At 41.0% G+C, this 24,581-nt stretch carries 29 protein-coding genes; 5 read left to right on the top strand and 24 right to left on the bottom strand.

The window, feature by feature from the left end:
* Window positions 1-210: 210 nt before the first annotated feature.
* Window positions 211-978 (bottom strand): DUF2310 family Zn-ribbon-containing protein, encoded by a 768-nt coding sequence (locus tag BLQ87_RS03510; RefSeq protein WP_074604724.1) that lies wholly within the window; start codon window positions 976-978, stop codon window positions 211-213.
* A gap of 229 nt (window positions 979-1,207) precedes the next feature.
* On the opposite strand from BLQ87_RS03510, the gene BLQ87_RS03505 reads away from it, so the two are divergent.
* Window positions 1,208-2,131, top strand: a complete 924-nt coding sequence (locus BLQ87_RS03505) for an AraC family transcriptional regulator (RefSeq protein ID WP_074604723.1) — start codon at window positions 1,208-1,210, stop codon at window positions 2,129-2,131.
* Window positions 2,132-2,232: 101 nt separating this feature from the next.
* Here the strand turns inward: BLQ87_RS03505 and BLQ87_RS03500 are convergent, their stop codons facing one another.
* The 17 genes from BLQ87_RS03500 to BLQ87_RS03420 form a co-directional block, all read right to left on the bottom strand.
* A complete protein-coding gene (locus BLQ87_RS03500) occupies window positions 2,233-2,934 on the bottom strand; it encodes a hypothetical protein (RefSeq protein WP_143010321.1) in 702 nt (233 codons plus the stop codon).
* A gap of 92 nt (window positions 2,935-3,026) precedes the next feature.
* Window positions 3,027-4,271, bottom strand: coding sequence for a cystathionine gamma-synthase family protein (locus BLQ87_RS03495; RefSeq protein ID WP_074604721.1), 1,245 nt, complete (start codon window positions 4,269-4,271; stop codon window positions 3,027-3,029).
* A 59-nt stretch (window positions 4,272-4,330) separates the two neighbouring features.
* Window positions 4,331-4,816: an acyl-CoA thioesterase gene (locus BLQ87_RS03490; protein ID WP_083361682.1), complete on the bottom strand. Its 486-nt coding sequence runs from the start codon at window positions 4,814-4,816 to the stop codon at window positions 4,331-4,333.
* 89 nt (window positions 4,817-4,905) lie between these two features.
* Window positions 4,906-5,502 carry a TetR/AcrR family transcriptional regulator gene (locus BLQ87_RS03485; RefSeq protein ID WP_074604720.1) on the bottom strand — a complete coding sequence of 199 codons (597 nt, stop codon included), beginning with the start codon at window positions 5,500-5,502 and terminating at the stop codon, window positions 4,906-4,908.
* Between the two features lie 56 nt (window positions 5,503-5,558).
* Complete coding sequence (abc-f, locus tag BLQ87_RS03480; protein WP_074604719.1) at window positions 5,559-7,157, bottom strand: ribosomal protection-like ABC-F family protein; 1,599 nt, start codon at window positions 7,155-7,157, stop codon at window positions 5,559-5,561.
* Window positions 7,158-7,301: 144 nt separating this feature from the next.
* A complete protein-coding gene (locus BLQ87_RS03475) occupies window positions 7,302-7,955 on the bottom strand; it encodes a response regulator transcription factor (RefSeq protein WP_074604718.1) in 654 nt (217 codons plus the stop codon).
* A 204-nt stretch (window positions 7,956-8,159) separates the two neighbouring features.
* Window positions 8,160-8,657 (bottom strand): YybH family protein, encoded by a 498-nt coding sequence (locus tag BLQ87_RS03470; protein ID WP_083361661.1) that lies wholly within the window; start codon window positions 8,655-8,657, stop codon window positions 8,160-8,162.
* Window positions 8,658-8,669: 12 nt separating this feature from the next.
* A complete protein-coding gene (locus BLQ87_RS03465; RefSeq protein ID WP_074604717.1) occupies window positions 8,670-9,653 on the bottom strand; it encodes a zinc-binding dehydrogenase in 984 nt (327 codons plus the stop codon).
* A 109-nt stretch (window positions 9,654-9,762) separates the two neighbouring features.
* Window positions 9,763-10,368, bottom strand: a complete 606-nt coding sequence (locus tag BLQ87_RS03460; protein ID WP_074604931.1) for a Crp/Fnr family transcriptional regulator — start codon at window positions 10,366-10,368, stop codon at window positions 9,763-9,765.
* Window positions 10,369-10,381: 13 nt separating this feature from the next.
* Complete coding sequence (locus BLQ87_RS03455; RefSeq protein WP_074604716.1) at window positions 10,382-10,999, bottom strand: hypothetical protein; 618 nt, start codon at window positions 10,997-10,999, stop codon at window positions 10,382-10,384.
* A complete protein-coding gene (locus tag BLQ87_RS03450) occupies window positions 10,996-11,970 on the bottom strand; it encodes a DUF6266 family protein (protein WP_074604715.1) in 975 nt (324 codons plus the stop codon). Before BLQ87_RS03450 ends, BLQ87_RS03455 begins: the two co-directional genes overlap by 4 nt.
* Window positions 11,971-12,320: 350 nt before the next feature.
* Entirely contained in the window at window positions 12,321-13,064 is a 744-nt protein-coding gene (locus BLQ87_RS03445; protein ID WP_143010320.1) for a hypothetical protein, read from the bottom strand.
* Window positions 13,064-13,435 carry a VOC family protein gene (locus BLQ87_RS03440; RefSeq protein WP_074604713.1) on the bottom strand — a complete coding sequence of 124 codons (372 nt, stop codon included), beginning with the start codon at window positions 13,433-13,435 and terminating at the stop codon, window positions 13,064-13,066. The genes BLQ87_RS03445 and BLQ87_RS03440 overlap by 1 nt, the downstream gene beginning before the upstream one ends.
* 78 nt (window positions 13,436-13,513) lie before the next feature.
* Window positions 13,514-14,023, bottom strand: coding sequence for a DUF2004 domain-containing protein (locus BLQ87_RS03435; RefSeq protein WP_074604712.1), 510 nt, complete (start codon window positions 14,021-14,023; stop codon window positions 13,514-13,516).
* A 111-nt stretch (window positions 14,024-14,134) separates the two neighbouring features.
* Window positions 14,135-14,716: a GDP-mannose pyrophosphatase NudK gene (gene nudK / locus BLQ87_RS03430; protein ID WP_074604711.1), complete on the bottom strand. Its 582-nt coding sequence runs from the start codon at window positions 14,714-14,716 to the stop codon at window positions 14,135-14,137.
* Window positions 14,703-15,062 (bottom strand): DUF4406 domain-containing protein, encoded by a 360-nt coding sequence (locus tag BLQ87_RS03425; protein ID WP_074604710.1) that lies wholly within the window; start codon window positions 15,060-15,062, stop codon window positions 14,703-14,705. Before BLQ87_RS03425 ends, nudK begins: the two co-directional genes overlap by 14 nt.
* Before the next feature lie 55 nt (window positions 15,063-15,117).
* The gene (locus BLQ87_RS03420; protein WP_074604709.1) at window positions 15,118-15,708 is read right to left on the bottom strand and encodes a Crp/Fnr family transcriptional regulator; all 591 of its coding nucleotides are present in this window, start codon (window positions 15,706-15,708) and stop codon (window positions 15,118-15,120) included.
* 171 nt (window positions 15,709-15,879) lie between these two features.
* On the opposite strand from BLQ87_RS03420, the gene BLQ87_RS03415 reads away from it, so the two are divergent.
* Entirely contained in the window at window positions 15,880-16,200 is a 321-nt protein-coding gene (locus BLQ87_RS03415) for a hypothetical protein (protein WP_074604708.1), read from the top strand.
* A 182-nt stretch (window positions 16,201-16,382) separates the two neighbouring features.
* On the top strand, window positions 16,383-17,192 hold the full coding sequence (locus BLQ87_RS03410) for an SDR family NAD(P)-dependent oxidoreductase (protein WP_074604707.1): 810 nt from the start codon (window positions 16,383-16,385) through the stop codon (window positions 17,190-17,192).
* A gap of 29 nt (window positions 17,193-17,221) precedes the next feature.
* Here the strand turns inward: BLQ87_RS03410 and BLQ87_RS03405 are convergent, their stop codons facing one another.
* From BLQ87_RS03405 to BLQ87_RS03380, 6 genes are all read right to left on the bottom strand, one after another.
* Complete coding sequence (locus tag BLQ87_RS03405; RefSeq protein ID WP_074604706.1) at window positions 17,222-17,866, bottom strand: START domain-containing protein; 645 nt, start codon at window positions 17,864-17,866, stop codon at window positions 17,222-17,224.
* Window positions 17,867-17,947: 81 nt separating this feature from the next.
* Entirely contained in the window at window positions 17,948-19,105 is a 1,158-nt protein-coding gene (locus tag BLQ87_RS33155) for a redoxin domain-containing protein (protein ID WP_083361660.1), read from the bottom strand.
* Window positions 19,102-19,791 (bottom strand): hypothetical protein, encoded by a 690-nt coding sequence (locus tag BLQ87_RS03395; RefSeq protein ID WP_074604705.1) that lies wholly within the window; start codon window positions 19,789-19,791, stop codon window positions 19,102-19,104. The genes BLQ87_RS33155 and BLQ87_RS03395 overlap by 4 nt, the downstream gene beginning before the upstream one ends.
* Window positions 19,792-19,872: 81 nt before the next feature.
* Window positions 19,873-20,577: a hypothetical protein gene (locus BLQ87_RS03390; protein WP_074604704.1), complete on the bottom strand. Its 705-nt coding sequence runs from the start codon at window positions 20,575-20,577 to the stop codon at window positions 19,873-19,875.
* 5 nt (window positions 20,578-20,582) lie between these two features.
* Entirely contained in the window at window positions 20,583-21,569 is a 987-nt protein-coding gene (locus BLQ87_RS03385; protein ID WP_074604703.1) for an Asp23/Gls24 family envelope stress response protein, read from the bottom strand.
* Window positions 21,570-21,637: 68 nt separating this feature from the next.
* Window positions 21,638-23,074 carry an aminotransferase-like domain-containing protein gene (locus BLQ87_RS03380; RefSeq protein WP_074604702.1) on the bottom strand — a complete coding sequence of 479 codons (1,437 nt, stop codon included), beginning with the start codon at window positions 23,072-23,074 and terminating at the stop codon, window positions 21,638-21,640.
* Between the two features lie 188 nt (window positions 23,075-23,262).
* Here BLQ87_RS03380 and BLQ87_RS03375 point away from each other — a divergent pair, with 188 nt between their 5' ends.
* Window positions 23,263-23,964: an aspartate/glutamate racemase family protein gene (locus tag BLQ87_RS03375; protein WP_074604701.1), complete on the top strand. Its 702-nt coding sequence runs from the start codon at window positions 23,263-23,265 to the stop codon at window positions 23,962-23,964.
* A gap of 182 nt (window positions 23,965-24,146) precedes the next feature.
* Window positions 24,147-24,548 (top strand): hypothetical protein, encoded by a 402-nt coding sequence (locus BLQ87_RS03370; protein ID WP_074604700.1) that lies wholly within the window; start codon window positions 24,147-24,149, stop codon window positions 24,546-24,548.
* The last annotated feature ends 33 nt before the right edge of the window (window positions 24,549-24,581 follow it).

The raw sequence follows: 24,581 nt of genomic DNA, 5'->3' as shown, positions 1-24,581 counted from the left end.
ACATACAATATACGTGGTAATTTCTATATCTTTATCGCCATGGAAGATAGAGAACCTGATTTTTTTGATCGGCTCGCCCCTCGGATCAGAAAAGGAAAAAATACAAGAAATGATGCAATTGCATTTTTTATATTCTCTCTGATCGTGAATATATCTGCAATTCTTTTCATCCTGTTCGTGTTGATGAAGTGAGCACAGCAAAATATTTTGTTATGAAAAACCCGAAAGGGTGGACACCAACCTGCATTGATCACATTTAAAGTCATACCGGTCATGTAGTGGTGCTTGAAGTCCCCAATTGCTGTTACAACCCGGGCAAGTTCTGCTCAGCTCATCTCCTTTATATTTCGAGTAATTGTGTAAGTAATAATAGACCGGCGTATGAGTAAGACTTTCCAATGTTCTGCAAATTTTCAACCCCTGTTTTGTCAATGTCGATTTTAAATCTTCCATTTGGTTTGAAGCCCAGCGTTCCCCAACCTCACAATTCATTTGTAAAGTATCACAGGAAATATAATTACTTTCCCAGCTTAGAATTGGCGCATAACCATGGTCAGCATATTTAGGAAGCCGATATAAAGGAACTGACTGATGACAAGTCCCGCAGCATATTGGAGATTCAATCGTAATGTAGTTTGTAATTAAAATATAGAAATCACTCTTTTTACAGTTACAGGCCGAATTATAGGTCTCACACGTCTTCCCGACCGTTTTGATTTGAATTTTAGTGTCGCAAAGTTGTTCTATTTTTTCACGCTGCCGATCCGTATAAAAGTTATTGTACTTGCGGTCTAATGAGTCCTTTTCCAATGTGAATGGAAGACAAATGATTTTGCTTCCCGCAATATATTGAGATTCAATCCGACCCTGACTTTGTCCGTTACCGCGATAATAGTGGGTCAGGAAACTCATTTCCTCAAAAATCTCGTCTTTATCGGCCTTGCTCTTTATTTCAACCTGAATTTCCTGTATATACATCTCTGTTTAGTGGTATTAATGTGCCTTGCCTATGCCAAAGGCCAAAATAACATTAATACCCTACAATTCAACAATATAAACAAGTCAATATATTCGATAACGAACACGATCCGCACGATATTAAACGGCGTTGGTCCAGTCATTAAACATTCCCGGGCAACGCTTTATGAAAGCCTAAACCAATCTTAGAAAAATTCTGTATAAATTCACACTCAGAAACCGAGCTGATATGGAAACTGATACGACCGAAATTAAGAAAAAAGAGGGCTTTAATGGGCAAAAGGCGATTATGTTACCCAGATCCATTATTTCAAAAAGCTGCGTTTCCAACCCTTTATTGTCCGGAATCTACATTACAGATATCGGATTTTACCCAAAAGCCAAATTCCATTACCGGGAACGCGACCATGGTATTGATCAGTACATCCTGATTTACTGTACTGCCGGCAAGGGAGAAGTCCAGATTGAAAAAACGCCATATTCCCTGCTTTCGGGGAACTTCATCATCATTCCGGCAGAAAAAGCACATGCTTATGCCTCTGATAAGAATGACCCCTGGACGATTTACTGGGCACACTTCAAAGGGCATCTTGTAAAACCGCTGATTGCCTTATTGCTCAGGCGACAGAAAAATTATAAAGGCTTTGTACAGTTTAATGAATCGAGAATAAAGCTGTTTGACGACATCTATCTGAATCTCGAGCGGGGCTATAGCACAGATAACCTCTGTTACGTAAACACGAGCTTCCAGCATTTTTTATCCTCCTTTATTTTTGATGATAAATTTAACTATTCCTCAAAAAAGATCATGGTAAATCCGATAGACCTTTCCATTGAATACATGCAAAAAAACCTGCATGCTACCTTCACTTTAGCAGAGGTCGCTAAATCCGTTAATTTATCATCTTCGCATTTCTCTGCGCTCTTTAAAGAACAAACCGGATTTGCCCCTATTAAATACTTCAATCACATTAAAATACAAAAGGCTTGTCAATATCTCCAGTTTACGGACCTCCGCATTAAAGAAATTGCTGCAGCGCTTGGCATTGACGACCAATACTATTTTTCAAGAATGTTCTCTAAAATAATGGGCCTTGCTCCTCAAGACTATAAAAGCAAAAGAGAAACGCTCCGGGAAAGCAAATTTTTATAGGAAATTACTGCCCATGATGACTGGCCGAAAGTGCTAATAAGCAAAAAGCAGCTATGGAATCCAAAGCTGCTTTTTGAGGTGGTCACTTAATCGCTGAACGATTATCTTTCCTTAGATTTTTCCAACGCTAAAATCCTTTTATCCTGTTCAATAATATACAAAGTCAGGTCTTCTATTTTTTTAAGTAACAACTTGTTCATCTCCCCCAATGCGACACCATTTGCTTCGGCTTCCTTCGCAGAAGGTATATCAGGAAGGTGTTTATTCAACTTGACAAACTGTTCAACTTCGGCTAAAGGCCTCAGGTTATAGTCTTTTTCAAACACATAATCCGGCCAGTTGGCCGCTTCTACTTTAATCTCCTGAGCCCTAATCGTACCACTTACAGCCAATCTCTCTGTAGCGTTCATTATTCCAATTCCTAAATTACCCGAAGCACTCAGGTTCATCATGATCACATCTGTGTTTTGAGCAGCATCACGTTTCAGCCATTGAAATAAAGGGACACTCAGGGAAGCTCTGCTATCAATTCTAAAGGCAGCCCCTAAATAACCGAGATTGACATTACTATGCCTGAAATTGACGCTCATATTTAACAAAGGCGTGGTACCCAATACCTCCGTACTCAGCCCCATAGGGATATCAGCATTTGAAATTAAGATATCACCTTTCACATCTAAGGCGGATAGCGGGTTTAGGGTTCCAAGACCAACATTCCCCGTTGCTGGGAAATGATTCGTTTGCGCCATTCCCCAATGGGTTGTCAACATTAAAAGAGCTGCCGGCAGAAATTTCATTCTCATAGTTATTTGCGTTAATTTCAATTACATCTATCTATTTTCGGTATCAGTTTTACCCAATAAAAAATAAATTTAATGCACTAAAAATACACAAACTAACCGAATGCAGAAAATGCGGTACTAAAATCCGTTATTAAATCGTCGATATCTTCAATCCCAACGGACAGTCTGATCATCGAATCTGGGATTCCCATTTCATCCCGTTTTTCCTGGCCCAATTCAAAGAAAATCGTTTGTGCCACCGGAATCGCAAGCGTACGCGTATCTCCGAGATTACTTGATTTAATCACGAGTTTTAATTCGTTCAGGAATTCCAGGCAATCCACTCCATCTACCAATGTAAAACTCATTAATCCCCCAAAACGGTGAAACAGGCCGGAAGCCAGTTCATGCTGAGGATGGCTTTTCAGTCCGGGATAGTAAACATGACTCACCAGAGGGTGATTGTTAAGAAATTCAGACAATACGGCTGCATTATTGCAGGCGCGGTCCAGTCTTAAAGCAATCGTTTCCGCACCTACAGAAATGCTGTGTGCTGCTTCCGGAGAAAGTGTTCCTCCCCCATCTCTTAAACCTCTTTTTCTGATTTGAGTGATGCCCTGCATTGCCGGTTTGATTTGCTCACGTATGATTGGGGCAATGTTAGGGAAGCCAAGCCAGTCGAATAAACCGGTATCAGTTACACTACCACCCAATGCATTCCCATGACCACCAATATATTTGGTCAATGAATTGATCACCAGACTTGCTTTTACCGTCGCCGGACGAAACAAATAAGGAGAAGTCATCGTATTATCCACTACATAAATCAGTTTCTTTTCAGCACAAAAATCGCCGATTGCTCCAAGATCTGACACCTGAGTTGCCGGATTTGCAATCGTTTCTACAAACACCATCCTGGTGTTCTCACGACAAGCTTTTTTGATCTCCTCTGCATCGGTTGAATCCACGAAAGAAATCTCCAGGCCCATGTCGATATAAGTCTGCATCACACTCCTGGTATTCCCAAAAAGGTAGGAACTGGCAATGATATGGTCAGAAGCTTTCATCAAAGCAAGGATCGTAGAAGAAATCGCAGCCATTCCTGTAGAAAAAGAAACTGTGGCAATTCCCTGCTCCATTTGTGATACTTTATGCTCAAGCGCCGCAGTTGTCGGATTCCCCTGACGGGAATAAGCATATCCTTTGGCTTTATTCTGAAAAACGTCTACCAGGCCTTGTACATCATCGTATCCCCAGGTTACGGCATTATGAACTGGCTGATGTATGGCTCCGAATTCTGGTTTTGAAAGTCGGTCTGAATGAAGAATGGTCGTTGTAAATCCTTTTGTATTACTCATTTCAATTGATTAAAGAGGCGAACTTCTGCATTTTATTTTAAAAAAAAGACGATTTGCCTTTATTTAGCTTCCTTTTTTTGCTGAATAATGTAAGTACGTCTCGCCTCGAAATCAGACTGTTCAACAGGGAGCAATACTTCTCTGAATAATTCTGTCAATTCCTCAGAATGTTCTGCAGATCTCTGAAGGACAAGATTAAAATGACTAAACCGCGTCCAGAGTAAAGCTTTTAACCTGGTTTTATTTTCATCATACATTCTCATTTCCACAACAAGATTTTTGGAATCAAAAGCAATCAGCTGGGTCTCAATGCTAATGCTTTCCATAGCCGTTGCCGGCCTGAAATAGCCGATCTGCTGGGAAGAAACTACCCAGCTCAGCTTTTGGCTTGCCATCAGGCCAAATACATCCATTCCATAGTCTTCCAGCAACTGGTCTTCCCTGGCGTTTATGAAATAATCAAGATACTTTGCGTTGTTTAAATGATTAAAGGGATCACAGTCCTGAAACCTTACTTTTCTGGTATTCGATAATACTTTTTTCATCAGTATGTAATTATTTTTTTCGTGTTGTTTATTGATTTTCCAGCACACTCCACATACATACCGTTCGGTATGTGACTATACAAAAAATTTTAACTATTCATTTTTTCTTTTAAAAGGCTTTCTATTAAGTCCATCATCCCCGTTAAATAGCTACGGTCTTTATTGGTAACCGCCATAAAAACACCGCCCTCAATCATACAGTAGATGTTTTTTCCAAATGCTACCGCATCTGTATCCTGCTTTATCCCACCTTCGGTTATGCCCGATAGGATGAGTTCTACAATACTTGTTTCCAGTTTAATGATAACCGCCTTAACGGCTTCAAACAATTCGGGATTGTTGTTATTCGCATCCGTCCCCATATTCAGTATCGGGCATCCCCCCTCCTCATCTACCACCTCATAATATGCGCGGTAATAACTGATCATTACCTGAAGTTTTTCCAGGGCAGTAGTACAGTCCTGCATTTTTGCGGAAAGCGGATTGATCATCCGCTTTACATTCATCCTGAAGGCCTGAATGGCGAGGTCCTGCTTATTCCTGAAATGAAAATAAAGTGCCCCCTTAGTCAGCCCCGTTGCCTGGGTCAGATCGCTAAGTGTGGTCCCCGAATAACCTTTTTTATTGAATATCGGGGCTACTTTCTCAAGTATAAAGGCATGTGTTACTGTTGAATCTCTTTGCAATGGGCCGAAGGTTTGATTCAAAGATAGCGAAAATACCGATCGGTATGCTATTCTTTTTATGCCTGTTCGTCGAGATCGATAAAATGAGCTACATGAATCTGTTTCAAAAAATAGTCATCATGAGAAACCACCAGAAGCGTCCCCTCATATTCATTCAGCGCAGCAGTTAAGATTTCTATATTTTTAAGGTCCAGATTATTGGTCGGTTCGTCCAGAATGATGATGTCCGGGGCCTGGTTACTAATTGTTAAAGCACACAGCATCAGCCGCATTTTCTCTCCGCCACTGAGTGCTTTGCAAGGTTTATCCCAATCCTCTTTTGTAAACAGAAACCGGTTTAAGCGAATCTTGATTTCATGTTCCTGTAATGCTCCCGGGTTAAACTGCTGTGCCTGTTCATAAACCTGAAGCGCAGGATCAATTAAGGAATAATCCTGATCCACATAAATGCTTTGAACACCAGCCCGTTCCATTTTCCCAGATTGGGGCTCCAGCTGCCCTAAAATCATTTTTATCAAAGTGGTTTTGCCCGAGCCGTTCCCTCCTCTGATCGCCAGTCGTTCGCCGCTTTTGATTTGAAAATTCAAGTCCTCTTTCCACAGCAGCTGATCATGATATCCAAAATTCAATTCCTGTGCTGCGATCAATATTTTCCCCTTGTGAAGAGTGGAACTGTCGAAATCCATTTTCATCTTATCTATACCGGGCAATTCTTTCCGCAACCGGGTCAGTTCTTCTGAAATTGCAGTTGTTCTTTCTGCATGAACAGCCTTCATACCTGAAGTACTTTTCTCCGCATTGTTTCTAAGCGTATTCATGAAAATGGTAGGGACGCCTGCTTTCTCTTGCTTTTTCTTTCCCCGGGCATCCAGCTTTTGCTGCCGTTCTACAGCTTCTCTTTCCGTTTCTTTTGCCTTTCGAAATGCTTTTTCCTTATTTTTCAATGCCTGATTCAAAGCCTCGCTTTCCAGGGCCTTTTGTGCCGCATAAAAGTCATAATTACCACCATAAATGGTAATGTCCCCTTTGTCGAGCTCGAAAACAATGTTTAGCAGGTTCAGCAACGTTCGGTCATGACTCACCACCAGCAAAGTCTTTCTGCTGGACAAGATATCTTCATAAAGTAGCTTTCTGCTGAGCGAATCCAAATGATTGCTCGGCTCATCCAATAAAATGATTTCAGGCTGATGAATGCGGATTCCTGCCAGAAACACCTTTGTTTTTTGTCCGCCGCTAAGGCTTTCCATTTTCTGACTGAGTGATACCTCATCCAGTTTCCAATGTGCAAAGGCCGCTTTGCAGCGCTCTTCAATGGCCCAATCGTCGTCCAGCAAGGCAAGGTTTTCGGACGTGACATGCCCATCCAGAATTTCTTTTAAGGATTGCAGCTTATCTTCGATCTGAAGAGCCTGGGCAACTGTATAGTCGTTAAACTGACCAAAAATCTGCGGGACATACCAGGGCCTGGAATCTGTTTTGACCTGTCCTTTTGAGAGGACTGCGTTTCCTGCGATGATGTTCAAAAGGCTGGATTTTCCTGCGCCGTTATTGCCTGTTAAAGCGATTTTATCGTGTTTATTGATGATGAGGTTTAAATCAGCAAACAATAAATCCCTATTGGGATGTAAATAAGTAATGTCTTGAAGAATAATCATAATTCCTTTCTTTTAAAATGAATAATTATAGAATCTCCTGGTCTGGGGTCTACGTATTTTTCTGAAAGAAATTAGATTTTACATGAGCTAAGGGTGTTTTTTTATTGCTCCGCAAAGATAAAAAATATATTGTAAATTATAGGGCTATTCATCCGTATGAAGCCGGAAAACGTCAATAAGTTCTGAAACATTAGAGATCCTCAGCTTCTCAAAAATATTCTTTTTATGCGTACTGATGGTTGAGACCTGTAAGGCCAGTTTCTCTCCTATACTGCTGGTTCCTTCTCCGTCGATGATATACCTTGCCACTTCAATTTCCCGGTTTGTCAACTGTTCCAGCTTATTTTTGGAAGGGCTATGCCGGTCGTAAGTATCAAACAGCTGGTCCTGAATCTCCGGACTAAAATATTTACCCTTTGTCAGAATTCTTGAAACGGCCTTTCTTATTTCAGTTTCAGAAGCGCTTTTTTCAAGATATCCGTTTACGCCTACCTTAAGATACCTTAAAGCATAAGTACGTTCTTCATATGCGGAAAAAAGCAAAATTTTGATATCCGGCTGAATTTCCCTGATCTGCTCAATCATTTTAAAATTATTACCTCCGGGAATGTTAATGTCCAGAATTAACAAATCTACGCTTTCATGTTTTAAGGAAAGCAAGGTAGTATTTACCGAATTCGCATAGCTGATACGCGCTTTATTTAAAAAATCTTTAATAATAAACCCTAATCCCTGCTGAATAATCAGATGATCATCAGTGATTAAAATCTTCAGGTCAGTCACAAATAAAACGCTCATGGATGGGTAGCATGAAAATTTAAAAAACCAAAGATATAAAGAAATACGGGCCAGTTTTGAAATATTTTTTATTTTCTGTTAACAGCAGACAATCTGGTTAAATCCCCCAAATCAATAGGAAAACACCATCTTATGCCCTTCTTTCAAAACAAAGGAAGCTGCCTGAATGCTCAGACAGCTTCCCATATTTTAGTCCTGGTTAACCTATTTCATTTTGTTAAAAATGTACCGGCTAATTTTCCATTCGCCATTCGCTCTCTGCAAAACAAACAGTTCTCTGTTCTCTTCTTCTCCTTTAACACCGGTAGCATGAATCAATTGTGTTCCTCTCGATATTGTTCTGGCAAAAGCATAATCCTCATTGACGATCACGATTTCATCAATCTGAAACCTGATGCTCAATTGCAGGTTTTTGAACACATATTCATAAGCCCCTTTTAATTGCTCCTGACCAATCGCGGAAGGACCTCCCTGAGGCATAAATACACCATCTGTAGTATATAAGGGCAATACTTTGTTCACATCCGAAGCATTTAAGGCATCCTGATAATTAAAAAGTAGTTTTTCGATTGCTGTTTTTGCGGTTTCCATTTTGATTGTTTTTTTAGTGTTGTGATTTAATTGTTTTTTATACTGAGCGTTGACATTGGCTAAACCTGCTGTCATGAGCAGACTGAGCAATAAAATTGATTTCCTAATCATGTGCTTGGTTATTTACAGGGTGATCACGATTTTACCATTCGCCTTATTGCTGTCCATGAGCTGATGTGCTGCTGCAATCTCGTTGAAAGCAAAGGTGGCCGTTCTTAAAGAAGCCATTTTACCGGATGCGACCTGTTCTGCAATAAGATTTAATGGTGTTTCTGTTAAGGGATAGGCTTTAGAACCTAAAAGTCCGCTTAATGAAAAACTGAGTTTCACCGATTGTCCCAATTGACTCATGATGTTTAGATTCTCAAGGACAGGTGCACCGCCCAACAAACCAATAACCGTCAGCTCCCCAAAGGCTTTTACTGCGGCAACGGTATCCAGAATACCTGCTCCACCTACAATATCCAGGGCTTTATCTACCCCATCCGGAACGATCTTACGTACCTCTTCTGAAACATTTCCATTGTCAACAATGATATAATCGACGCCAAGTTCTTTCAGACGGAAAGACTTGTTGGCATCTCTGGTCGTTGCAATGACCTTAACGCCTTTAAATTTGGCATAAAGGATTGCCGCAGCACCAGCGGCACTGGTTCCTCCTTTTATCAATAGCGTTTCACCGGCAGCTACTTTTAAAACCTTATCCAAAACCACGGCAGCAGTACCAAATGATTCCGGTATTGCGGCAAGCTCTTCGTAAGAAATATTGCTGTTGATGGCCAGGACATTATCGGCAGGTGATACCACATATTCCGCATAGCTGCCCTGACGGGTCATGCCTAGTCCGCCCATCATCGTGATTACTTTCTGACCAATCTTAAATCTGCCGGATTTATCTTCCACAACTTCTCCCGCAGCTTCAATTCCTAAAACCGTTGGCTGGGTAACAGGCCCCATGATCCCCTGTCTTTTGTAGGACTCCATTTTGTTTAATCCGAAGGCTTTAATTTTTATTTTTACTGCGCCTGCTGTAGTGGTAGGTTCTGCGATTTCCTGAATCGTCAAAACTTCCGGTTCCCCGTTTTTTTCTAATAGGATTGCTTTCATTTTATGTTGCTTTTTGTGATGATTAATGACAACACAAAGATGGAGCAGCTCCTGCGGACTGACCTATAAGCTATCACAAGAAAGAACCTTAACTTAGATTAAGGGTAAATCATTTCGAAACCAGGTCTTTCCTTATTTTACTTAGAAATTCGGGGGTTATGCCAAGGTAAGAGGCAATTTGCGTATTGGGAAGCCTTTGGGACAGTGCTGGGTATTGCTCCAGAAAGGTGAGGTAACGCTCCGTAGCGTTCACACAAAAGGATTGAAGCAACCGGTTTTGAAGCTCCACAAACTTATTTTCAATGATCACCCGGAAGTTCCTGTCAAATTTTGGATTATTGACATATAGAAAAAGAAGGTCAGGTCTTTTGATTTGAAGAATATGACCAGGCTCGATCGCTTCAATATATAATTCACTGGGTTTCTCGGCATGGAAACTTCCAATATCTGTAGCCCAGTCGTTCTCTGTCACAAACTGAATGTTATGCTCTCCCCCTTTTTCGTCTACTTTGTAAATTTTAAAACAGCCGGAAACCACGAAACTGTAATGCTGACAAACATCGCCTTCCTGCAAAATGAACTGTCGCCGTTTGACTTTCCTTTCGACAAATCTGGGGATCAGCATTGCGATGTCTTCTGCATCCATGGGTAAGTAATCGTTAAAGTGCTCAACTAAAGGAGCGATATTCGAAGGGATAAGATTAGGGATGGTCATGCTTTTATCAGGATTATTTATCAGTTTTTTCGTTTTCAATATAGTTCTCCACGATTTTCAAGAAATCTTCCTTTGACAAAAAGCGCTTAAAAAAATCTGATAAAGATCCTTCATTGGTAATCTCAGAAAAGAAAACTTCATGATCGGTTCCAAAGACGGTTGGATTTTCCTGATTTTGATCAGACAGGCTAATATAATATTGATCAGGAAAACCATAACTGGAGGCAATCACCATAAAGTCGGGACTGGGATCTGTAGATACTTTACGAATCTCCGTTAAATTGACCTCATCCTCGTCAACAAACATATCGTTCCATTCCTCAAAGTCAAAAGTTCCTTTAGAAAATGGGGTAAACAGGGAATTTCTAAAGAATGCCTGTCCATAAGGAATTTCATGATCAGAGAAAAAATGTGCCATCAGTTTTTGATAGAAACTTTGCTTATCGTCTTTGTACAACTGTTTGTTTTCCTCATAAAACTGGTCTGTACCATACAATTCATCTCCATAATGATCAGGATATAAGGGATGTTTGAATGCTATTGCTGCTAAGTCTTCCTGTAGGGAAATCCCTTTTACGTTGTCTGTATTTCCGCCTAAACGTTTAATTTCATTAAGAATTTCTTCCTTCATATATCATCTTTAATGTTATTACTCCCCCTGTTATTTAACCATTCCCGGACACGTTCATCAGTATTCAATAACCTTGCCCGAATTTCATTGTTCAAAAAAACCTTCCCATCTTCCCAATTCTTTTCATTCCTCAACTCAATGCCTGGCCGTTGAAGAAACAATTGCTCAACTTTTTTAAAATAAGGCTCTCCAAAGTAAAAAAGCGGCGGTCCGGGAGATAAAGCTTGTGCTATGTTCTTTTGATCTGGAATCATTTGATCTTCTTCCATAGGTTCATCTTCTTCAAGTTCCGGAATCACCGGTTTCATTTCCGTATTTAAGACCGGTACCGCTCCTGCCTTCAATTGTATCCGGCCTAAATACTGGCTGTCCGACTGAACAGACCTGTCTTTAGCCACTACTGCAATATACACATCTACTTCTTTTCCCGACAAATCTTCTGAAAGCTGCAGCATACCTGTTCCGGCACTTCTGAAATTTCCCGGACATTCATAGCAGGATTTCTGCCCCTGCAGGTCCATTGCCAGCAGCATTACCTGGTCATAACGGGAACCTCCGGGAACATCTTCCGGATTCCAGTGAAACCTCAGCACCTCCGCACTTTCCTGCAGTACCCTTAGCCCGGTTAAACCAGGAAGACTCCCGCCGCTGATTTTAAATTGTTCCGGATCGATCTCATAACCTTCTTCAGTTGCTTTAACCGCAAACTTCCGGTTGTAAGAAAGGGCAGCACGCGTACCTCCGCTTACCGTCCAATAGTTCTTAAAACCAGCCTTAAGCAGCTCCTTAATTGGGTTTAAAGTGTCCTGTACCAGTTTAAACTGGCTTCTGTTTTTCAATTCATTCTCCGTTGGCGGGGCAGTCCGGTCCGGTAAACTCCTCATCCGGTCTACGCCATATAGCGTATAACCGACCACAGGACCAATTTTCCCACTAAAACCACCCAATAACCCCTTTGTAATTCTTGCCATAACGCCTGATTTAAATTAACTTATACCAACCCTATAACTCCTTTGGGACTGAATCACTTCTAACCAGGTATTTACCCGTAGCCTACCCGCTGTTGACACGCTCTTAAGCGTGTATGCACCGAGTATAGACCTGATATACACCTAATATAAAGCCTGTTGCCCTGCTATACGGTAAATGCAAGGTACCGAACAGGCCTGTGGATAAGGTAATGCTATTTTGCATGGATACCCACCAAGATTAGCTACGAAATCAGCAATTGGAAGCAATACTACATTTAGGAGGTTCCGGTCATTGAAAGGAAGAATTTAAATGATTCTGGAAGTCAGACGGCTCTGCCGAAAGAAAAAACTCAGTCCAGCTTAGCCTTGTAGTATTCAAAGTGTTTGGACCGTTGCGAATTTTCCATCTTGCTGACCAGCGCTTTTATGAGGAAAGATTGGTCATCAATCCATTGAATCTGATCTACAGTCCATTTATCGGTCTTGAAATATTGATATTCTGTAAGTAATTTCGAAGGAACTTTCCTGTTGTTTACTTTCAATATGGCAATCGTACAGTTATTTGCGTTGTACACTTCATTGTAAAAGTAAAGCAGGTATTTGCTATTGACTGAGGGGACCGGCGTTTCCACCGCAGCATCTCCTATAGACACAATACTATACCTGTAATTGCTGAGGCTATCCACCAGGATCAGGTCACTGAAACCAATGTGTTCGGATGTAGCATTGCTGGTCAGCACATACATTTTCAGTTTTGGAAAGTAGCCGAAGTATTCGAATCCCCTAAAACCATCCCCACTGGTTCGGGGATCGTATTTTTTTAGCCAGTAGGGTTTTCCTTTTGTTATGATCTGAAAAGATGATTTCGTTTCTTTCAGTTTGAGTTTAACCAGGGCCTTACCCGGCTTATATTGCTCGTATTCCGCAGCAGTGGTTTTCTGGATGTTGATTTTTGGCAATTTTTCATAACGGTCTATATAGCCAATGCTGACCTCATTCTTTTTCTGTGAAAAGGCGGCGAAGGAAGTTAAGAATAACAACATCAATAGATTTAGCCGCCCCATACTGTTTAACCGCGTTGAGCTGATCAGCATTAAACGTGCTGATCTACAAGAATGACATTTCCATCCGGATCGGTTACCATAAAGCTGGCTGGTCCGGAAGAATTTTCGTCGGCTTCTCCTTCTATTTTTAGCCCTTTGCTTTTCAGCTGTTTCTGGATCTCTCTTACATCATCAAAACCAGGCACGTTGCCGGCATTCTCATCCCATCCCGGGTTGAAAGTCAGAATATTATTTTCAAACATTCCCTGAAACAAACCAACCAATGCATTCCCATTCTTCATAATGAGGTAGTTCTTTTCCAGCTGACCTGCAAAAGCAGTAAAGCCCAGGTTTTCATAAAATGCTTTGGAAGCACTGAGGTCCTTGACACTCAGGCTTATTGAAAATGCCCCTAGTTTCATAGTTGTTATCGTTTGGTTTCCTCTAAATAACGATTAATATTCCTCAAATGGAAATGACCGAAAGGTAATTCAGGCCATTTAACTTTCCCAGTCCAAATGGTCTAATTTGCCAAAGGCATCTGTATTAACGACAATCACGCAATCTGAAAACTCTTTACAAACTGTATAATCAAAAAACGCAGAAAACCCCAGGGCACTTTTTAGGTCAGGATGCAGTGTAACCGCTACCAGTTTTAATCTACTGAACAGTTGTTTTTCCGGATTCACCACTTTATAGTCAAAATCTATCAACTCAGACAGATCATCTTTATCGAGTTCCTTCAAATGATAGGCTAAATATTCTTTTACAGTACCCCATTTGCTGTCTCTATAATCGTCCTCAATATAGGTTTGGTTTTGAATATCAAGACTCGGAATCTCTTCTATAAAGCTTTTCATCACATTTGCATAATGCCGGCCAATACTGTTATAATCAAAAAAGAGGTCCAGCTTAACTGCATTTCCTTTAACATCAATTTCTACGGTATAGTGATCTTTCAGACAACTCAGATTGATTGCTCCGAAATGTGGGAATACAAAATTTTCCATATGGTTGCTATTTTTCGCTTAATGTTTTTCCTTACCACCAATATAATAAATATATAGATAATAAATTTCCAAATTAAGCGCAAAAACCACAGATCACAAGAAAATATAACATTAAAGAATATTCGTCAGTTTGAGGTGCTGAAGTAACATGATCGTCTTGCCGTCTTTGATTTCACCATTGTACATTAATTCCATCGCTTTGTCGATATGCATTTCCAACACTTCAATTTCTTCCTGTTCCTGTTCTATCCCTCCTCCATCTGTTACTTTCATAGCTTTGGAATATTCGGCGATGAAGAAGTAAAGGATTTCGGTAACAGATCCCGGCGACATATACGCTTCGAAAACCTTTTTAACATCAGAGATTTTATAGCCTGTTTCTTCCTCCGTTTCTCTCCGGATACAGTCTTCGGCATTGTCTTTATCCAACAGGCCGGCACAGGTTTCAATGAGCATTCCACTTTCATTCCCATTGAGAAAAGTAGGTAAGCGAAACTGACGGGTTAAAATCACTGTTTTTTCCGCTTTATTGTACAGCAAAATCGTTGCGCCATTCCCCCGGTCGTAAGCCTCTCTGTTTTGCGTCTGCCAGGTTCCGTCTTTTTTGAGGTATTCGTAGGTGATTTTTCTTAGGGTATACCAGTTGTCTGATAAAACATCCGTCTGGAGGATGTTAACTTTAGGATGCTTCATGAGGGACTTCATCGATATGGTAATACACTTTCAGACCTCTTTCCAGGGCAATCCGGATATCTTCATCTGCTCCTTTTGATGCCCCTTCCAGGCGTAAAACCGCATCACATTTAGAAAGCAGGCGATGTGCTACCGGATATAGGATTTCTTCATAGGCTGCATCACCGGGACGCGTTGAACCGGCGAGATGCAGTAAGGGCAATGCCAGCCATTCCCCGATCATTGGGATATGCCCAAGTCGAAATAAAGGAAGTGCAGCCGCTTCCAGTCTGTTTAAATTTTGCTGCATTAATATAGGATCGTCGTTTGTCCCGCTACGATAGGGACCTGCAATAAGGATGAGCATAGGTTATCTTTTTTACAAAAAAAGGGAAGAAAAGAGCAGAAAAAAATAAGGTAGCTTAAGATTTTTTTTTCTTTTTAGTTTTATTTCCCCGGATCGTACTTAAAAATTCAGGGGTAATACCCAGGTAAGAAGCAATTTGTTTTTGTTTGACCTGCTGGGCTACCTTCGGATATTTGATTAGAAAATTATGATACCTTTCTTCTGCAGAAAGCGACAGCCCCTGGATCACGCGGAGCTGTTCTCGGATATAGGCGTTTTGCATAATTATTCTAAAGAACCTTTCAAATTTCGGCACCTGGATATATAAACGGTCCAGGTCTTCTTTTTGAAGTTGTAAAATACAACTATCGGCTGTCGCTTCGATATTCAGCATCGCCGCCTGTTCATTTACAAAACAAAACATATCGGTCACCCACCAGTCTGCGAGGGCAAACATGATGGTTGATTCTTTACCCGTTTTATCCAGATAAAATGCCCTCAGTGTCCCGGATACTACAAAATTGATTTCCCTGCAGATCTGCCCTTCCTTCAGAATAAATTCCTTTTTTAGCACCTGCCTTTCTTTTAAGCAGGCCAGAAAACAGGCTTCTTCGGCTTCATCGAGGACAATGTGTTTAGCTATATTTTTTAAAATAAGGTCATGCATCGTTTGCTAATTTACGCCCGCATCTTTTCGATACTTAGCCATCAGGAAGCGCAAAACTATACTAATTACATTAAATGACTGGTTATTTAATAATTTTTCTGATAGAAATTTCAGGTGTTGCGCAGGATGATAGTATAATTCTTCCGGAGAACTGGTATATTTGTCGCAATTATGGGTTACGCAAAAGAAAGAGGAAAGCTGGAAAAGTTACTGACAAAGACAGCTGGTATAAATACATATGACGAGAAAGGCCTGGCAATTCTTGTGGATAGCTATGAAAAATACTCACACACAGTCAGGATTTTAAAAAACAAAGAACCTGAATTGTTCCTTGATTTATATACCAACGAATTACAACAGATCAAAGAAAGCAGAAAAACTTTGAAAGAATCTGATTCAGATGAAGCACGTCAAACGAACTTTACCGGTTATAAAGACAGCATATTACATGCTTTGGAAAAAACGATTAAAACGACAAACGAGACCGTATAACTGGTTTTCAATTGTGATGATATACCATCCTGAACAAGGACAAAAAAAGCTACTCTCCGGAGTGGCTTTTTTTATTGGCTGGAATGCCCCTCTTATTTGTCACATACGTACTCCTTAAATCTCCGCTTTATCCTGCATTTTTGATTCGTTAAAACGATATGCTCATCTTTTAGATCAAGCTTATGTTACTTCAAAATAAAAATGCCGTTATCTATGGGGCAAGTCCCTCGCTTGGAGGTGCCATTGCGCAATCATTTGCTGCTGCAGGTGCCACCGTATTTGTAACCCATAAAAGAATGGAGGCTGCACAAAAAGTGGCCGCATCAATTCATGCCCGGGCCGGCCTGGCAGAAGCGGCCGAAGTAGATGCGCTGGATCCAGATGCCATCAACAGCCATTTAGCAGCAGTAAAACAAAAGGCAGGAAGCGTCGACATCATTTTTAACCTCATCGGCCTGAAAGACACACAGGATGTTCCTCTGGTAGAAATGGAACTGGCCGACTTCGAGCGTCCGGTTCAGATCGCGATGCGCACACAATTCCTAACGGCTACTGCTGCCGGGCGGATCATGATGGAACAGGGATCTGGTGTCATTCTTTCCCTTACCGCCACTCCCGGAGGGATTGGGTATGCAAATGTTGGGGGTTTTGGCCCGGCTTGCGTTGCAATGGAAGCCTTTTCGAAGAACCTTGCCGCCGAACTGGGGCCCTATGGCATACGTGCAGTAAATATCCGGTCGGCAGGATCTCCGGATTCCAGGCCTTTTAAAGAAGCTTTGGATAATCCGGCGGAAGAAGTCCTGGATTTTTTAAAAAAGCTGGAAGCAGATACCATGCTCAAACAACTGCCCATGATGGAAGACATTGCGAATACCGCTGTATTTCTGGCCTCTGATCTGGCTGGAAAAATTACGGGTGTCACCATTGATGTCACTGCAGGAACAACCGCTGCCTTAAATTATAAGGTTACAAAAATCCCTTTTTCAGGGTAACAATAGCAAGGCACTGAGGTTTATGCTGACTAATTCACTAAGTAAGAAACTACCCCATTTTTATACATGGGCTTCTGCACCTGAATCTTGAGGTTTTTAATGATCCTGAGTGGCCCCTCAGCAGCGAACATATTGATCAGCCATGGTGGTAAGGTTCCTCCCGGATCTACATGAATGGTGTATTCAATATTTACATTATCGGTCCCCGCCGGGCTGATTACCCATTTCCCTTTGGAATCCTGAATCCTTACAATGCCTTTCTTTTCTGCTACATGACCTTTTACTGCCGGTCCGTCAATGGTCACAACTTTGGTGACTGCATTTTGGCTAACCTTTAAATGTGCCACAAAATCCCGGTTCTGTAATGGCCAGGGTAAACTGATTTCCGAATAGTAATAAAGCTCAGCAGGAGAAACCTTTCTGATCAGGGAACATGATTTTGTATGGTACACCCAATCTGTTGCAGATTCCACATCCATTAGTAAAGCGACCACCTGTGACGCTGTTGCCTTCACATTACACTGCGCTTTAACTGCTTTGATCCCGGAGTTTGGGAACACACCTGTATAAATCTTTATTCCCTCTTTTTCTACTTCGAGTGTCCAGGCGTTTTGTGCTAAAACAGGAATCATTTTAGCTGTTAACAGTAAGGTGATCAGTAGTACTTTATGCATTTGTGAAGTTATTTATTATTTCATTTGTTTTTAGACTCAGAAAGCTTCGTCGCTGAGTTATTTTAAACAACATCGACGCATTTAACGTTTAAACAATTTCATCAAAGTGGTCTCCAGTTCCGCCCCTCTGAGGTCTCTTGCAATAATTACACCTTGCGGATCGATCAGATAGTTGCATGGTATAAATTGAATATCATAAGATTGTTGCGCCAGGTCATCAAAATCGCTCAGCTGGGGCCATAAACCGATCCCATCTTTCGCTATCGCCTGAAGCCATGCACTTTTGGAAAATTTGTGATCCCTTGTTACTCCAATAATCTGAAAACCGGCATCTTTATATTGGAGGTAGGCTTTGATTAGTCCGGAATTCTCTGTCCGGCATGGGCCACACCAGCTTGCCCAAAAATCTACCAGCAGATACCCGCCCCTAAAATCACTGATTTTAACCACTTTACCGGCAGTATCAGGAAGTGAAATGTCTTTTAAGGTTTTTCCGATGGCCATTTCTTTTCCCAGAGCGATTTTGTGAAACAGCGTTCTGCCAGAAGGCAATTCCTTTACCGATGGAGCCAACTGATTAAAGAGCAATTCTATTCTTTCAGTCTGAGATTTTACCCTTTGATTTCCAGAGGGGCGTGCTGCATATTTACAAAGTGCATACAAGCCCTCAGGTGTGTTTAAATGCTTACCCATAAATTTCAGGTAAAGTGCTGTATCGATCACATGTGCTATAGAATCACTGATTTCCCAGATTCTTTTTTCGACGGCATCTACAGTCTGATTTTCATAACTCACAATTTTCTCCAGGCTATCTGATCTTTTTTCCTGGTTTTGGATCTGCTTTTCCAGATGATTGATATTTTCGGTAAAACCAGTGGTTTCCGGAGAAAGCAAGAGCGGTTTTAAGTCATCCCCTATCGTTAGCACGTACACCGCATCCTTTGCCCAAAATGAAATGGAGGTCAGCCCCTTGTTCTTCCAATAGAAAACCATCCTCATCCTCTGTGGTTCAGCAAGCTGCTGCTGATAACTAAATTGCAGACCATTGATCTTTACCGTATCTGTTGTTCTGCTATAGCCCCCAAGGTCAGTTTTTTCAATCAGCACCTTAACCAGGCTGTCTTTAATTCTGCCCAAATCAGCACTTACGCTAAGTTGGCCCTTCGTTGGTTCCTGCCCAAATACTCCTGTACCTATCATTCCTGTTAAAAGAAGGAACAAGCTTCTCTTCCGCATCATTTAAGGATGGATTGTTGTTCAATATCTTTCTTTAGCGCAATGCCTCTTGGCGTCTTTTTTAATCTTTCGGAAAGCGCATTATAAAGTTCTGATGGGGTACCCCAGGCATTGAGTAATTTTTCCTGGTTATAGCCTCTGGTATCAGAACACTGCTCTACTGCATACAGCGTTACCGGAGAATCCGGATATTTTTTCACGAAAGAAACCAGCTTTTTATTTCCCTCCCTCATCGCAAGCCCAATCTCATCCAATTGCTTTGTTAGCCTTCCCCCTGCTACCACTGCTGCAGTTCTCGTTTGATCCCGCTCCGGTAGGTCGAGCTTCAGATTTTCAAGCAGCACTATTCTGATAAACTTCTCCCTGCCAGCTACCCATCTCTGCTGCTTAAACCTGGAAGCCAGTTCTTCTTTTGAAATATTACCCCGCTCATCTACAATGATGCAGGCATGCTGAAAGTCCTTTCCTTCCAGATCAAAAGTATTGCGGAACTCGAACTTCCCATTTACGATGGGACTAACCATAAATATTTTCGGACTGGAAACAGTCACCTGCTGATAGAATGAAGACAGGTATGCAAACTTAGCATGTGTTACATTCTTAACGGTACCTTCTATCTTAAACCTGATGACCTGAGCCGATAAAGACAGCGGAAACAAGAACAAAAGAACTGGAATAAAGCGCTTCATAATTTCGAATATTTAAATAAAGAATTGAATCAATTATCTAAATATAGAAAATAAACTTCCAACAAACTAAATCTTTAGTTATTAATCCTGTTTGAATTCTTTTAACGTTCCATCTGGATTAAACTGGATGTAATAACGCTCCCTGGTCCCATTAATGTTCATCGGGTACCATTCTATCTGATTCCTAAAAATAGCAATGTAAGTATGGTCACTTGACTTTGCTCCTTCAATATGAGCAGCTTTTTCATTATAGATACCAGTTACTTTAGCTACGTTAGAGAATGGGATCCTGGTTAGCGAAACCAGACTGCTTTTAACGTCATCTTTTACCGACAACTGCTTCGGCTTGGGTGCAGACCATTTCCCTGCATTGTATTCATAACTATCTACATACTTAGGGTTTTGAGGATGCTGCAGCATCACACTGATGTGACCATCGTCATAAAAATTAATATTGGAATAAATAAAGATTTCCTTTCCCAGATATTGAGGTAGCTTTTTCAACTCGTTTTCTGCTTTTGTTAACTGATCAGCATTTGTTAAAAAACCAGTTTTAGTCCCTTCAACATGCTGTTCAGTATGTGTGCTGGTATGTGTTTCTACAGTCGTACTGCTGGTCGTTTGGGTTTCTGTATGAAAATGATCCTCATTTTCGGCGGGCTTATCCTGCGCAGCTTTATTCGCCACAGAATCATTAGGGTTAAACGTCTCTGCTACACTTTTTGAGATCTGCTTACAACTAAAAAGGATCTGGCTACAAATCATCAGGGCAATTAACTTCTTCATGGCGTTCAGCTTAGTTCATTTAAATCACTGGCAAAAGCAATCCGTTTAGGATCAGATTTGAGGTAAAAAATCTCCACATATTCGACTTTTATACTGTTTAAATCCAGCAGGTTTACAATCTTTTTTATATTTCCGTTGTGCTTTTGCTGCTTTTCGTCAGTATATTCCAGCTCAAAACGGATCATGGGTTGCTCGTTAATATAGGTTCCGGTCTGACTTGCACTGATGAGTCTGGCATTTGTTTTTATTCCTTTAAACTTAATTAATGGGGTATTATCCTTATAATCACCACCCAATTTATTAACGATCAGGTCTACTAAAATCCTATAAAATAAAAGGATCAGCGGGCAAACGATTAAAGGGTGTCCAAAACTCATAAAACGCCAGCCCATTCCATGGCTTTCTGATTGATAGGCATATACATAATATCCCGACAGGACTGCAACCAGTGCCAGCCAACCCAGACTTCTTAACAGTACAACTCTTTTATTTATTCTGATTTGGGTACCCGAAAAAATAAAGTAAGGAATACGTTTCATCTCTTTATCAATCAATAGTGTGACCTTTTTACCGACTTCATAACGGCGTTCAAAAGGTTTACTATCATTCACACCACTCTTCTGTACGATCTCCGTGCCAACCAGATTTTTAAAGGAAAGCGCCAGTTCATAAGTATCCATCTTTGCTTCAGCCGGTCTCAGCTTGTTTACACTTAAAATCCGGGCCTCCCGGGGTTCTCCTTCCTTCTTCAGGTATTCAATATTTTTTTTGGAAGTAAAAACATTCAACACCCATTTGTGGTAAAACACAATCAGGACAATGAGCCAAAGTATAACAGAGGCCGCTAAAATACCAAGGGAAAGCCATGGGTTACTGGCCCTGAGGTTGTTGATATCATCCGGATTACTGGTAGAATAATAGATGATCATGGGGAATGGAATGGCAAAGAAAAGGCTGTACAGCGTCCAGAAAATTAAAGCACCACGTTTCATCTTTTACAAATTAGCAGGGGTTGATCAATTACAGAATAAAGCTAATAAATAAGGAATACGCCCGGAAATTAATTTTTGTTTTTCATCATCTGGTCCTTTATCATGTTCCCCAGTTGTTGGATGGCCTGTTCTATTCTTTTACTCCAGAGGTTGCTACAACTCATCCGGATATAATTCGTATAAGCTCCGCTGTTGGAAAACAAAGTTCCCGGGGCGATCTGAATATGTCCGGCAATTGCCTTTTGATGAAGTAAAACCGCATCGACCCCCTGGGGCAGCTCAATCCAGAGTACCAATCCGCCTTTGGGTCTGCTCATTCTCGTTCCGACAGGAAAATATTGCTCAATAGCCTGCAAGGTCAATAACATCAGCTTGTGTAACTCCGGCCGCAGCTTGCGCAAATGGCGGTCGTAGGCTCCTGTATTTAACAATTGCAGCAGGGACAACTGAACTACGCTTGCGGTAGCCACATTCGTTAGGGCTTTCAGCCTGATGACTTTTTCTGTAAATCTTCCCGGGGCACACCATCCGATCCTGTATCCGGGGGCAACAGATTTGGAAAAGGAAGAACACAACATCACCCATCCATCGGCGTCATAACTTTTAATATTTGCAGGTCTTTCTGTATCGAAATGAAGATCGCCATAAATGTCATCGTCAATAACAGGAATCTTTTTTCGCCTTGCGAAAGCAGCAATATCTTGTTTCTTCTGGTCAGAAAGCATGGCGCCATTGGGATTGTTAAAATTAGAGATCAGGACGCATGCTGCTACCCGGTGTTCCTCACAAACCTGTTCGAGCTGATCCAGGTCGATTCCTGATAAAGTATCTCCCGGAAGCTCCACTATTTTCAATCCCAATGCTTCAATCGTCTGAAGGATGCCATAGTAAAATGGGCTCTCCAGCACAATGGTATCCCCTTTTTCTGCAACCGCCCTCAGGCATAGGCCTACTGCTTCCAATGCCCCATTTGTAATGACTACATCTTCGGCGCTGAGGGCTCCTTTCCAGCGGAAAGACCTCCCGGCGATCTCCTGTCTTAGCAAAGGATTTCCATTGGCCTTTTCATATAACAAGTGTGCTCCGCTCAGGTCTCTTGAAGCATGTTGCAGGCTTCTTCTGATTGCATTGAGCGGTAAAAGCCCCACATCCAATACCGCATTAAAAAAAGACACAAAAGATTGATGCTCCTGCTCTTCCCTGCTGATTTGAGGTAAAACCGGACTTAACCTCACTTCGGTCGCCCCAGATATCGTTTTGCTGCGCTGTGGTAAATCTACATTCAGCACGGACTTTCTCAGCACGACATAACCGGAGCGTTCCTTTCCAAGGATCAGCCCTTTATCTATCAGCAACACAAAGGCTTTCAGGACTGTACCTATACTGACCTGGAAGCGTAAACTGATCAACCGCAAAGAAGGCAGTTTACGGCCAACAGGATAAACCTCCGTGTTAATTAATTTTTCCAGTTCATCTGCAATGTTTAGGTATTGAAATCCTTTCATCTGTTACATTAAAATAGTCGGTTTTTGTATCTGTTATAGTTACTCAAAGCTATCTACTTTTACATCATAAAAACAATACATTTTAAAAACTTATATACAAATGAAACCATCATGATCTTCCAGATCACATAACGAAATGAATATAAGATCATGATCGCTTCATAACCATTAAAAAACATTATATACATATGAAAAAAATCGGACTTGTTGGAGGAATCAGCTGGACATCTACGGTAGATTATTACCGTTATATCAATGAAGGGGTAAATGAAAAACTGGGTGGACTAAACTTTGCGGAATGTATGATCTACTCCGTAAATTTTGATGATTTCCAGCGTTTCAATGCCGAATACAATTGGGATGCCACCTTTGAATTGCTCGTTAATGCTGCTGAAGATCTAAAAAAAGGTGGTGCAGAAGCCATTGTATTATGTGCCAATACAGCCCATATTGTGGCCGATAGAATTGCAGAAAGGGTAAATCTGCCACTGATAGACATTACTACAGCAGTGGCAGATGCCATTCATCAGGCGGGTTTGAAAAAGGTAGGATTATTGGGCACCACCTATACCATGGAACTGGATTTTTATAAAGACAAACTGATTGCCAGCGGAATTGAGCCTATTATTCCTCAAAGTCAGGAAGACAGAGATTATATCGAAGATACGCTGAGGAACGAACTGGGACGGGGAGTTCTGAATCCGGAAACCAAAAGACAATACTTAGCGATCATTCAGCAGCTGATTGACAACGGTGCGGAGGGGATCATATTGGGATGTACTGAAATTCCTTTGTTAATTCATCAGGAAGACATTGCCATACCTGTTTTTGATACGACAAAGATTCATGCTAAAGCAGCAGTTTCCTTTGCGGTCCAGTCCGGCAAATAGACAATTTTCCCAGATAGCACCGAAAGGAGTTATCCAGTCCTTTCCGGTAACTCAATAGTACATATTGACATTTGGTCGCTTCTCTGTTATTGTCGTAATAAGAAATCAAACAACTTAAATAATTATAAAAATATTTAATTATTAAATTCAAATTACTTAGCTTTGTCCAAACAACATTTCAGATGGAGGAGTCGAACAAAAAGCAAACATTAGAAGAGTCTGTAGCACTTCTCTTAAGTCAGAATGAGCTTACTAAAGCGATGCTGGATGGAATTGCAACTAAAGCAGATGAAAATTTTATTAAAATTGAAGGTCGGTTAGGAAGAATTGAAGGTCGATTGGGAAACGTTGAAAGTCGATTGGGAAACGTTGAAAGTCGATTAGGAAATGTTGAAGCTAGACTAAATTCATTGTCTGCGGAAACTTCAACTAATTTTACTGAAGTTGGTGATCAACTTGGTGGCATTAAAGTAGAAATAGAGGATCAACTTGGTGGCATCAAAGCAGAATTAATTAAAATAGGTGCTGCTACCCGGTACGAACAATTCCATGAAGACCAAAAGAAATTTGATATTCCGAATTAATTTTCGATAATTACATACTTAACAAAAAAGCTC

It is taken from the genome of Pedobacter steynii, from assembly GCF_900103665.1.
Taxonomy (GTDB): Bacteria; Bacteroidota; Bacteroidia; order Sphingobacteriales; family Sphingobacteriaceae; genus Pedobacter; species Pedobacter steynii.
The sequence above is the reverse complement of the archived record's forward strand: the minus strand, read 5'-3'. Positions and strand labels throughout refer to the sequence as shown.